This is a genomic window from Saccharopolyspora sp. NPDC002578 (assembly GCF_053592695.1).
This window is the reverse complement of record NZ_JBSFWJ010000029.1, coordinates 62,596-72,356: the sequence shown is the minus strand read 5'-3', so window position 1 is coordinate 72,356 and position 9,761 is coordinate 62,596. Positions and strand designations below refer to the sequence as shown.

11 protein-coding genes and 1 tRNA gene are annotated in these 9,761 nt (G+C 70.4%); 5 read left to right on the top strand and 7 right to left on the bottom strand.

All coding sequences use genetic code 11. The features are described 5' to 3' along the window. Nucleotides 1–123: 123 nt before the first annotated feature. On the bottom strand, nt 124–966 hold the full coding sequence (locus ACWD38_RS16025) for a DUF4253 domain-containing protein (RefSeq protein WP_246457095.1): 843 nt from the start codon (nt 964–966) through the stop codon (nt 124–126). 178 nt (nt 967–1,144) lie between these two features. After that, nucleotides 1,145–2,182: a zinc-binding dehydrogenase gene (locus ACWD38_RS16020; RefSeq protein ID WP_450124348.1), complete on the bottom strand. Its 1,038-nt coding sequence runs from the start codon at nt 2,180–2,182 to the stop codon at nt 1,145–1,147. 93 nt (nt 2,183–2,275) lie between these two features. Between ACWD38_RS16020 and ACWD38_RS16015 the strand changes: the two genes are divergently transcribed. After that, nucleotides 2,276–2,953, top strand: coding sequence for a TetR/AcrR family transcriptional regulator (locus tag ACWD38_RS16015; protein WP_184482935.1), 678 nt, complete (start codon nt 2,276–2,278; stop codon nt 2,951–2,953). A 49-nt stretch (nt 2,954–3,002) separates the two neighbouring features. On the opposite strand, the gene ACWD38_RS16010 is transcribed toward ACWD38_RS16015, so the two are convergent. The 3 genes from ACWD38_RS16010 to ACWD38_RS16000 all read right to left on the bottom strand — a co-directional run bounded on the left by ACWD38_RS16010 (nt 3,003) and on the right by ACWD38_RS16000 (nt 4,622). Next, nucleotides 3,003–3,200 carry a DUF1918 domain-containing protein gene (locus tag ACWD38_RS16010; protein ID WP_184482931.1) on the bottom strand — a complete coding sequence of 66 codons (198 nt, stop codon included), beginning with the start codon at nt 3,198–3,200 and terminating at the stop codon, nt 3,003–3,005. A 93-nt stretch (nt 3,201–3,293) separates the two neighbouring features. Next, nucleotides 3,294–3,698, bottom strand: a complete 405-nt coding sequence (locus tag ACWD38_RS16005; protein WP_184482928.1) for a hypothetical protein — start codon at nt 3,696–3,698, stop codon at nt 3,294–3,296. A 90-nt stretch (nt 3,699–3,788) separates the two neighbouring features. Further along, on the bottom strand, nt 3,789–4,622 hold the full coding sequence (locus ACWD38_RS16000; RefSeq protein WP_184482925.1) for a metal-dependent hydrolase: 834 nt from the start codon (nt 4,620–4,622) through the stop codon (nt 3,789–3,791). A 176-nt stretch (nt 4,623–4,798) separates the two neighbouring features. On the opposite strand from ACWD38_RS16000, the gene ACWD38_RS15995 reads away from it, so the two are divergent. The 3 genes from ACWD38_RS15995 (at nt 4,799) to ACWD38_RS15985 (ending at nt 6,515) form a co-directional block, all read left to right on the top strand. Next, nucleotides 4,799–6,019 carry an NADP-dependent isocitrate dehydrogenase gene (locus ACWD38_RS15995; protein WP_184482922.1) on the top strand — a complete coding sequence of 407 codons (1,221 nt, stop codon included), beginning with the start codon at nt 4,799–4,801 and terminating at the stop codon, nt 6,017–6,019. 140 nt (nt 6,020–6,159) lie between these two features. Beyond that, nucleotides 6,160–6,360, top strand: coding sequence for a DUF4177 domain-containing protein (locus tag ACWD38_RS15990; protein ID WP_450124347.1), 201 nt, complete (start codon nt 6,160–6,162; stop codon nt 6,358–6,360). A gap of 83 nt (nt 6,361–6,443) precedes the next feature. Next, nucleotides 6,444–6,515: transfer RNA gene (locus tag ACWD38_RS15985), tRNA-Val, on the top strand. Nucleotides 6,516–6,862: 347 nt separating this feature from the next. On the opposite strand, the gene ACWD38_RS15980 is transcribed toward ACWD38_RS15985, so the two are convergent. Then, nucleotides 6,863–7,438 carry a TetR family transcriptional regulator gene (locus ACWD38_RS15980; protein ID WP_184482916.1) on the bottom strand — a complete coding sequence of 192 codons (576 nt, stop codon included), beginning with the start codon at nt 7,436–7,438 and terminating at the stop codon, nt 6,863–6,865. A gap of 69 nt (nt 7,439–7,507) precedes the next feature. Here ACWD38_RS15980 and ACWD38_RS15975 point away from each other — a divergent pair, with 69 nt between their 5' ends. After that, a complete protein-coding gene (locus ACWD38_RS15975) occupies nt 7,508–8,476 on the top strand; it encodes an alpha/beta hydrolase (RefSeq protein WP_184482914.1) in 969 nt (322 codons plus the stop codon). Between the two features lie 339 nt (nt 8,477–8,815). Here ACWD38_RS15975 and ACWD38_RS15970 read toward each other — a convergent pair whose 3' ends face one another. Then, a complete protein-coding gene (locus tag ACWD38_RS15970; protein ID WP_450124346.1) occupies nt 8,816–9,745 on the bottom strand; it encodes an alpha/beta fold hydrolase in 930 nt (309 codons plus the stop codon). Between the last annotated feature and the right edge of the window lie 16 nt (nt 9,746–9,761).

Here is a 9,761-nt window from a genome sequence, read left to right as displayed (position 1 = left end):
AGCTGTCTTCTCGCGAGGACAGCTTTTTCCCTCGTGGCGGAGCCACTTGGGAAAAAGATCCCGCAGCGAGAAGACAGCTGAGGTTCCGCCACCCGGACACCCAAGCAAAACGACCGCTGGAACTCATTCCCACCAAAAAGACCAAGTCCGGCGCCCACGGATTTCGCGGGCGTAGGAGGCGATGCTGCCGGAGTCCTGCAGGACGCGGTCCGGGCAGAACGCCCAGTGTTCGGCGGCCACCGAGGTGGCGTGCGCGGGGTCCTGCGGGGGAGCGGCGACGCTCACGTCCAGCCGGTCCGGTCCGAGTCGCAGGAGTCGCGCTCCGAAGCGGTCTTCCCAGCTGCGCAGCAGCGCGGAGAGCCCGGCGGTGCGGGACACGTGGTTGGCCGCGCCGGACCAGCCGAGCACGGTGAGCACGTCGGAGCCGCGCCGCACGGGTACGAGTCCGAGCCGCGTCTCGTCGTCGACGAACCGGGCGGCCTGCTGGTTGGCGAGGATGTCGGGGTCCGCCAGCAGGTTCCCGGCGGGGGCGAGTTCGGGGCAGTTCGCGTCGAACGGCGCCAGCGAGTCCATGTCGTAGGCGGGTCCGAGGTCGTCGTCGGCGCGGCACAGCCCGTCCCAGATCCGCAGCATGACGTCCTCGGCCCGCCACAGGTCGATGTGTTCGAGCGGTTCCGGTGGCACGACGCCGACGGTGCACCGGCTGCCGTAGGTCTCGGTGTCGTCGCACAGCAGCAGCGGCCAGAGCCCGGTGCGCCGGTGGTCGCCGCGCAGCGCGCCGAGCAGCCGGGGTGCGGGGCGGTCGTGGCTGATCCAGCACAGCGGCGGTTCGTCGCCGGTGGCGCGGGTGGACTGCTCGGCGAGCAGTTCGCCGTCGGGCAGCGGTACCGAGGGTGCGACGCCGGAGGCTCTCGCCAGCAGCTCCGAGAGGTCGGCAGGGGTCTCGGTGGCCTGGTCGTCGTGCAACTCGTCACCGCCTCCTCGCCTGACGTCACGCCGCGCCCACCCTAATCAGGCGTGCGGTGCGGCTGGTGAACCTGCCGCCTTTTCGTGATCCAGATCGGTCCGCGGGCGGAACCTCGCGGCCTCCTCGCCGTCGTCGCGAGGAGGCCGCTCGGGTGGTTTTCGTTGCGCCTGGGCGGTTTCAGCCCTGCTGCGGCAGCAGCACGATCTTGCCGGTGGCCGCGCCGGACCGGTGCAGCGCGAGCGCGTCCGCGGCGTCGGCGAGCGGGATCCGGTGCGAGATCAGCGGGTGCAGCGCACCGTCGGCGAGCAGCGCCAGCAGTCGGCTGAGGTCGTCGCGGTAGCGGCGGCCGGTCCGCACGTAGTACATCCGGGCGCGCCGTCCGCCGGTGCGCCCGAGCAGCCGCAGCGCTTCCCAGCGGGCGATGAGCCGGGTGACGTCGGCGTAGGGCTTCCACCACGTGGTGTCGTCGTCGAGGGTGCTCGCGCTGCCGTAGTTGAGGAGCCGCCCGCCGGGTGCGAGCAGTTCCCAGGAGCGGGCGAGGCTGTCGGGGCCGAGCGGGTCGAACACGGCGTCCACTCCGGCGGGCGCGAGTTCCCGGACGCGTCGGCCGACGTCTTCGGTGCGGTGGTCGACGAGGTCGGCGCCGAGTTCGCGCAGCGCTTCGTGCCGGTGCCCGGAGGCGGTGCCGATGGCGCGCACGCCGGCGAGGCGGCACAGCTGGAGCAGGGTGCTGCCGACGCCGCCGCCCGCGCCGTGCACCAGCACGGTCGCGCCGCGCGGCACGCGGGCGCTGCGGTGCAGCAGTTGCCAGGCGGTGACGCCGTTGGTGACCAGCGCGACGGCTTCGTCGGCGGGGACTTCGCCGGGTACGACGACGGCGGTGTCGGCGGCGATCTCGACGTGGTCGGCCCAGGCGCCGGTGCGGGTGAGCGCGGCGACGCGCTGCCCCGGCAGGCAGGTGGTGACGCCGGGGCCGGTGGCGATGACTTCGCCGACGAGGTCGTAGCCGGGGACGAAGGGGAAGGCGGGCTGCATCGGGTAGCGCCCGCCGAGCATCTGCACTTCGGCGAACGAGAGCCCGGTCGCTTCGACGCGGACCAGCACGCGTCCGGCGGCGGGTGCGGAGTGCGCGGTCTCCCTGCTGGTGAGCACGTCCTGCGGGTCGCCGAGCCCGGTGAGCACGAGTTCGCGGCCGGTGATCGTGGCGGTCTCCATGAGCCATCTCCGTGATAGCTAGTAGTGAACGTTAGAGCCTCTAACGCAAGGATGCACCTGTTACCATCACGGCGTCAACTGGGAGGTCGACGAATGCCCGCACCGCAGCGCAGCCCCCGCGAGCGCTACCGGGACCAGACCCGCGCCGAGGCCAAGGAGGTGGCGCTGGACCAGCTCGCCGAATCCGGCCCCGCGGGCATCTCGCTGAACGCCATCGCCAAGCGCATGGGCATCACCGGGCCCGCCCTGTACCGCTACTTCGAGAACCGGGACGCGCTGCTCAGCGCCCTGATCGTCGACGCGTACCGGGACATGGCCGAAGCGGTGGAGGCGGCGGCCGAGCAGCACCGCAAGAAGGCGCCCGCCGGGCGGCTGCGGGAGGTCGCGCTGGAATGGCGCCGGTGGGCGCTGGCGCAGCCGCACCGCTACCTGCTGCTCTACGGCACGCCGGTGCCGGGTTACGCCGCGCCGGAGGAGACCTACGAACTCGCCGACCGCGCGCTGCGCACGCTCCAAGCGCTGTTCGCGGAGCTGGTGCCCGCGGATCTGCCGCCGGGGCGCACCGCGCTGGACCGGCAGCTGACGGCGCTGCGGGCGAAGCGGTCGGGGGAGGAGCTGCCTGCAGCGGCGCTGCGGCGCGGGGTGCTGGCCTGGACCCGGCTGTACGGGGTGCTGAGCCTGGAGGTGCAGGGCCAGTTCGCGGGAACCGGGGTGGATCCGGAACTGCTGTTCCGGGCGGAGATCGACTCGTTGCTGGCCGAGCCCTGGTGAACGCGCCCGGCGGTGCCGTCCGGGTCGAACGGCACCTTCGCCGGGCGGGTCAGGCCTCTTGCGCGCGCCGTGGCTCGACGATGCAGTCCGGTCCCGGGTACACGAGTCGTTCGTGCCCGTCGTCGAAGCGGACCAGGTACGGCGGTGCGCCGGCCGTGCCGCGCACCTCCAGGATCAGCCCGGTGCGGTCGGTCTCCTCGACCGTCCGGCTGTGCACGTGCAGTTGATCGCCGATCGCTGCTCTCATCACCCTCACCTCCGCGTCCAGGCTAGGTGACCGGCGGCCCGCGCCGCAGTGCTCGCGGGCCGCTGACCAGCGGCGATCTTCGTGCGAGGGCGGTCAGCCGCCGGTGACGTCGGAGCAGGTGGAGGCGATGGCGGTGGTCTTCTCCAGGTGCTGCTGCGACCAGTTCAGGCCGTTCTGCAGGTTGACCTGGCCGGTGGCGACCTGCTCCAGCGAGGCCTGCACGTCGAGCAGGTCGTCCTGCAGCGTCTTGTCGCCGACCCGCTGCGCGAGGGCGCCGATCTCGTCGGCCTTGGCGCGCGCGTCGTCCTGCGCCCGGTCGAGGTCCGCGAGGTTCGGGGTGTAGCCGGCGACGTCGACCGCGTCGAGGCAGGCGGAGGCCTTGTCCAGGCCCTGCTGGGCCTGGTCGAGCTGCTCCTGGGTCTCCTGGAGCTGGCCGCACCCGGCGAGCACCGGCAGTGCCAGCGCTGCCGCGACGATGAGCTGCTTACCGGCTCGCATCGGTTCCTCCGGTGTCCCGTCGGCGCCCGCGCGCCGCCCGTCCGTCACCCTATCGAGCGACTCGTGCCGGTGTGGGCGTTTTGCGTCACTTCACGGCCGCGGCGGCAGCCAGCTCATGATCTCGGGCGGCAGGTTCAGCGTCGCGACCCACGGGGCGGCCCCGACCCGGTAGAGCACCACCGAGCCCAGCACCACCGCGATGATCGTCATCGCCGGGCCGACCAGCACCATCTCGACCTTGCCGCCGGTGCGCATCCGCATCGCCTTCGGCGGCGCCACCGGGAACCACGTCTTGCCGTCCAGCGGCACCGGCCACAGCATCGGGCAGCCCTGCTCGGTGATGGCGTCGCCGATGAAGTGCGCGACGCAGCCGAGCATCACCGCCACCCCGAACGCCGCCGCCTCGGTCGGCTGGTCCCCGGCCCAGTACCAGCAGGCCAGGGTGAGCGCCAGCGAGGCCACGGCGATGAGCAGCGCGTCCTTCTGCGAGCTCCAGGTGTGCATGATGCCGCGCACGGCGAGCCCGGCGAACGCGAACATGAGCACGCCGAGCGCGGTGCCGTTGCTGCTCTGCACGATGGCGGTGGTGACGAGCCCGGCGAGGATCGCGAAGACCACGGTGTGGGTGAACCCGCGGTGGGTGCCCTCCCGGTCGCTGTCGCGCTTGGTGCGGGTGAGCCGGTACATGAACCCGCTGATCCCGCTGAACAGCGAGGACACCCCGCGGGAGACGGCGCCGAAGGTGCTGGCCACGGTCGACTTGGGGTGGTCGATGTCCGGCAGCAGCGCGGCGCCGGAGGCCAGGGTGGCGCCGACGACCCACGTCTTCGGCGACAGCTGCCCGATGAGGTGCGTGTCGGCGAGCGCGGTCACCGCCGACCAGGCCGCCAGCCCGCTCATGGCGTGTGTGGGTCCCGTCGCCAATGCAGCCTCCCCCGTGATCGTTGCCCCCGAAAGACTAGAAGGTGATCTCGTCCTCGATGGCCGGGTGGGCGTTTTCGTCTCATGCCGCTGTCGCCGGAGGCGGGGGCGGGGCACAATCGATACCGATAGCAGTACGCTTGTACCGCTTGCATCTCGCGAGAGGAGCACCCCGCCACATGAGCAAGATCAAGGTCCAGGGAACGATCGCCGAGCTCGACGGCGACGAGATGACCCGGATCATCTGGTCCTTCATCAAGGACAAGCTGGTCCACCCCTATCTGGACGTGAACCTCGATTACTACGACCTGGGCATCGAGCACCGGGACGCCACCAACGACCAGGTGACCGTGGACGCCGCGAAGGCCATCGCGCAGCACGGCGTCGGCGTCAAGTGCGCCACGATCACCCCCGACGAGGCCCGAGTAGAAGAGTTCGGCCTCAAGAAGATGTGGCGGAGCCCGAACGGGACCATCCGCAACATCCTCGGTGGCGTCATCTTCCGCGAGCCCATCGTGATCTCGAACATCCCACGCTACGTGCCGACCTGGACGAAGCCGATCGTCATCGGTCGTCACGCGCACGGCGACCAGTACAAGGCCACGGACTTCAAGGTCCCGGGGCCGGGCACGGTCACCATCACCTACACGCCCGCGGACGGCTCCGAGCCGATCCAGCAGGAGGTCGCGCAGTTCCCGACCGACGGCGGCGTGGCCATGGCCATGTACAACTACAAGCGCTCCATCGAGGAGTTCGCCCGCGCGTCGTTCCGCTACGGGCTGGAGCGCGAGTTCCCGGTGTACATGTCCACCAAGAACACGATCCTCAAGGCCTACGACGGCGTCTTCAAGGACGTCTTCGAGGAGGTCTTCGAGAACGAGTTCAAGGCCGACTACGACGCCAAGGGCCTGACCTACGAGCACCGCCTCATCGACGACATGGTCGCCACGGCCATGAAGTGGGAGGGCGGCTACGTCTGGGCGTGCAAGAACTACGACGGTGACGTGCAGTCCGACACCGTCGCGCAGGGCTTCGGTTCGCTGGGCCTGATGACCTCGGTCCTGATGACCGAGGACGGCAAGGTCGAGGCGGAGGCCGCGCACGGCACGGTCACCCGCCACTACCGCCAGCACCAGCAGGGCAAGCCGACGTCGACGAACCCGATCGCGTCGATCTTCGCCTGGACCCGCGGCATCGCCCAGCGCGGCCGGCTGGACTCCACCCCGGAGGTCACCGGTTTCGCGAACGCCCTGGAGCAGGTCGTCATCGAGACCGTCGAGAGCGGCAAGATGACCAAGGACCTCGCGCTGCTCGTCGGCGGCGACCAGGGTTACCAGACCACCGAGGAGTTCCTGGCCTCGCTGGACGAGAACCTGCAGAAGAAGATGGCCGACCGCTGATCGACTTCTGAAGGCATCGCGCAACGCCACCCTCGCCCCGTTCCGGGGTGGGAGTGGCGTTTTCGCGTTCCCGGGGGGTTCGCCGGGACGGGCGGGCGTCGCGGATGAGATCTTGGCGGCACCGACGCGAGGAGGAACGGATGCCGTACCAGTACAAGGTCGTGGAACTCCGGGAGAAGATGTTCGGCGGCAAGATGTCCGGCGACAAGCTGGAAGGCGTGCTCAACGACCACGCCGCCGAGGGCTGGCGCCTGAAGTCCCTCACCGGCGCCGACGTGAAGGGCCGCCTCGGCCCCGGCGGCGTCGAGGGCCTGCTGGTCACCTTCGAACGCGAGGTCTGAGCGCCGACGGCCCCCGGCGCGAGCCGGGGGGCCGATGCGAGCCGCGATCATGGCTCAGCTACGCTGTGCGCACAACACAACAGGCGCGTTTAGCTCAGCGGGAGAGCGCTACCTTGACACGGTAGAGGTCACTGGTTCGATCCCAGTATCGCGCACACAGGTCAGAGCCCCTGTCGGTGATCTTCACCGGCGGGGGTTCTTGCGTGTCCGGGAGGGATCGGGAGGCGTTGATCTTGGCTGATTGACGTGAAATGCGGCCGTGCCGGTGGTTCCCTGTGGGAACCGCCCCTTGTCGAGGCGTGGGGTTGCTCGATCGCGACACCGCCGAGCACGCGCCCCCGTTGATCCCGGACGCACCGGGGTCGCCGTGCGACAGCGATTCGGCGAGAGGCGAGATGCCCTTCTTCGTCGAGATGCCGCGTCGACGCGACCTTGCCGGATCTCGGGTATCGGAGTCAGGGCCGCGGCGCGCAACGCGCGTCGACTGAGCGCGGTAGGCCGTTCACGGGTTCGCGCTCGTCGCGGGGTTGAGCGCGGCGGCGTGGTGGAGGCGGTCGGCGGTGATTTCGCAGAGTCGGCGGGTCGTCGTGTCGTCGAGGTCGTGGGTGATCGCGCCCTCGAGCGCGAAGGTCGCTGCCGCGACTTCGCCGGCGCGGTGCTCGGCGGCGAACGGGCTCGTGAGCCGGCGTTCGAAGATCTCCTCGAAGGTGCGGTGGAAGCTGTCGTGCCAAGAGCGGACGGCATCCGAGACGGCAACGCGGCTGTGCACCGTGGAGACCAGGTGGCGGACGGGGCGCAGGCGCTCGACGAGCCACAGGAACTGCTCGGCGAGCGGTCGGTCGGCCAGCGACGCGTGCTCGTGGAGCAAGGCGCGGAGGTAGCGCTCGGCGACGGCCACCAGGAGTTCGTCCTTGTCCCGGAAATACCAGTAGAGCGTGTTCGGGGTGACCTCGGCCTGCTTGGCGAGGCGACTCATCGACGTGGCCTCGTAGCCGTCGAGGACGAAGAGCTCCGCCGCGGCGGCCACCAGCTCGTCGCGTCTCTGCTCCTTGGGCACTGGGCGGCGGTTGCGGGGCACGACTCCATCTTGACAGACGGTCAAGAACACGTCACCTTTCTTGAATACCAATCAAGAAAGGTTCGCGCGATGACTGACACCGCTCCGCCCGCACGCCGTGAGCTGCGTTTTCCGTCCGGCACCGGTACGTGCCACGCATGGCTCTACCTGCCGGACACCGACGCGCCCGCCGACCCGCCGCCGGTGCTGGTCATGGCACACGGCCTCGGCGCGGTGAAGGCGCTGCGACTCGCGGCGTTCGCGGAGTACTTCCAGGCCGCGGGGTACGCATGCCTGGTCTTCGACTACCGCCACTTCGGCGACAGCGACGGGCAGCCACGAGAACTGCTCAGCGTTCGCCGGCAGCGCGAGGACTGGCTCGCCGCGGTCGCATGTGCCCGCGCGCTCCCCGAGGTCAACGGCGACCGCGTCGTGCTGTGGGGCACCTCGTTCGGCGGCGGGCATGCCATCACCACCGCTGCCGCCGATCCGGGCGTGGTCGCCGCGATCGCGCAGTGCCCCTTCACCGACGGTCTGGTCTCCGCTCGGCAGATCTCGCCGCGAGCGCTCGCACGATTGGTCGCAGCCGCGGCCAAGGATCAGCTCGGGCGGCTCTTCGGCCGAGCGCCGACGCGTGTCAAGGTCGCCGCCCGCACTGGTCAGGTCGGGCTGATGGACGCTGCGGACGTCGTTGATGGCGTGACAGGACTGCTCGAGGCGTCGGGCTTCACCGAGGCGGAGTACCGCAACGACGTGCCGGCACGCGTGGCGATGGAAATCCCGTTCTACGCCCCGGGTCGACGAATCCCCGAGGTTCGCTGCCCGATCCTCTTCTGCGTCTGCGACGACGACACCGTCGCCCCGGCCGCGGCGACCCTGCGCCACGCCGCCAGGGCGCGCCGTGGCCAGGTCGTCCGCTATCCCGCGGGGCACTTCGACATCTACGTCGGCCCGCAATTCGAGAAGGTCATCGCCGACCAGCTCGCCTTCCTGCGCACCCACGTCCCGGCCACGCCGCCCGAACCTCGGAACCCGGAACCGGTGGCTCTCGATCGCTGAGCTGCCGGGGCTTTCAGCATCGAGACCACGCCGCTCCGGCGGGCTGCGATTCGTGGCTGAGGGCGGCGAGCCGCCCGGATCCGGTGCGTGTCCGTCGGTTCGCGCGGAGCAGGAGAACGGCCACCGCCGCTGATCTTTCGCCGTGGTCGAGGTGCGGCGCGTTCGGGGCCTTCGGTGCGGCTCGCCGGTGCGATCGTTCGACCGCCGGTTGACCGGGTGCTGCGCCGCGGGAACGGTTCGGTCGTTTCCGGGCAGCCGTCCTGGCGCGCCGTGGCTCCGCCCGGTGTGCCAGGACCGCACTGGCGCCAACCCCGCGACGGCCTGCGGAAGGAGGCGCACCTACCGCCTGAGGAAGGTCTCCACGGCCGCGAGGAAGGCTTCGGGTGCTCCCTCGGAGATGTAGTGGCCGCCGTCGAGGACCACGCCGGTGACGTCGGTGGCGCCGACCCGCATCTCGGCAGCGACGTCCAGGCCTCCCGCGCTGCCGGAGATCGCGAGGATGGGGATCTCGACCGGTGTCTTCTTGCGATGTGCGCTTTGTTCGACGATCTCGTCGATGGCCCGGTAGAACTCGAAGCTGGCGCGCAGCGCGCCGGGGATCCTCAGCGCGCGGACGTAGACGTCGACGACTGCGGCGGGGACGGCGGTGGGTGTGGCCGCTTTGGTAGCGAACTGGTGGCCGAAGTAGAGGTGTTCGCGTCCTTCGACCAGCCGCTCGTTGATGTCCGTGGTGCGGTTGAAGTTGTAGTGCCACGCGAAGTCGCTGGACCAGCGGTCTTCGGGGATCAGCGGCGGGGAGGGGGAGATGCCGGGGATGAGCATCTCGGCGATCGCCAGCCGGGTGACCGGGCCGGGGTTGTCGGCGACCATGGCGTACGCCGTCCACCCGCCGACGTCGTGGGCGATCATGGCGAACCGGTCGTAGCCCAGCACCTGCATGAGCCGGTGGGTCTCGCGGGCGAGAGTGCCCGAGTCGTAGCCCTCGGCGGGCTTGTCCGACAGCCCGGCACCGCGCGGGTCCACGGCGATGACGGTGTGATCCTCCGCCAGCGCGGGCATGATCAGCCGCCACTGGTACCAGAACTGCGGCCAGCCTCCGAGCAGCAGCACCGGCGGCCCGTCCCCGCCTGTGACGACGTGCAGGTGCACGCCGTCGACGTTGACCAGCCGGCTGGCGAACACCTCCTCGAAGCCATCGGGCAAGCCGGGAGTTCCGGACACCGAGCCGAATCCCCCGACGGGCTGGCCAATCTGCAGGGCGGTGGACATGTTCTCTCCTCGCGTT

Coding starts and splice junctions, on each gene's coding strand:
- ACWD38_RS16005 (WP_184482928.1), bottom strand. CDS start 3,698: ATGCGAGCCGGTAAGCAGCTCATCGTCGCGGCAGCGCTGGCACTGCCG.
- ACWD38_RS16010 (WP_184482931.1), bottom strand. CDS start 3,200: ATGAGAGCAGCGATCGGCGATCAACTGCACGTGCACAGCCGGACGGTC.
- ACWD38_RS16020 (WP_450124348.1), bottom strand. CDS start 2,182: ATGGAGACCGCCACGATCACCGGCCGCGAACTCGTGCTCACCGGGCTC.
- ACWD38_RS15990 (WP_450124347.1), top strand. CDS start 6,160: ATGCCGTACCAGTACAAGGTCGTGGAACTCCGGGAGAAGATGTTCGGC.
- ACWD38_RS15970 (WP_450124346.1), bottom strand. CDS start 9,745: ATGTCCACCGCCCTGCAGATTGGCCAGCCCGTCGGGGGATTCGGCTCG.
- ACWD38_RS15995 (WP_184482922.1), top strand. CDS start 4,799: ATGAGCAAGATCAAGGTCCAGGGAACGATCGCCGAGCTCGACGGCGAC.
- ACWD38_RS16015 (WP_184482935.1), top strand. CDS start 2,276: ATGCCCGCACCGCAGCGCAGCCCCCGCGAGCGCTACCGGGACCAGACC.
- ACWD38_RS15975 (WP_184482914.1), top strand. CDS start 7,508: ATGACTGACACCGCTCCGCCCGCACGCCGTGAGCTGCGTTTTCCGTCC.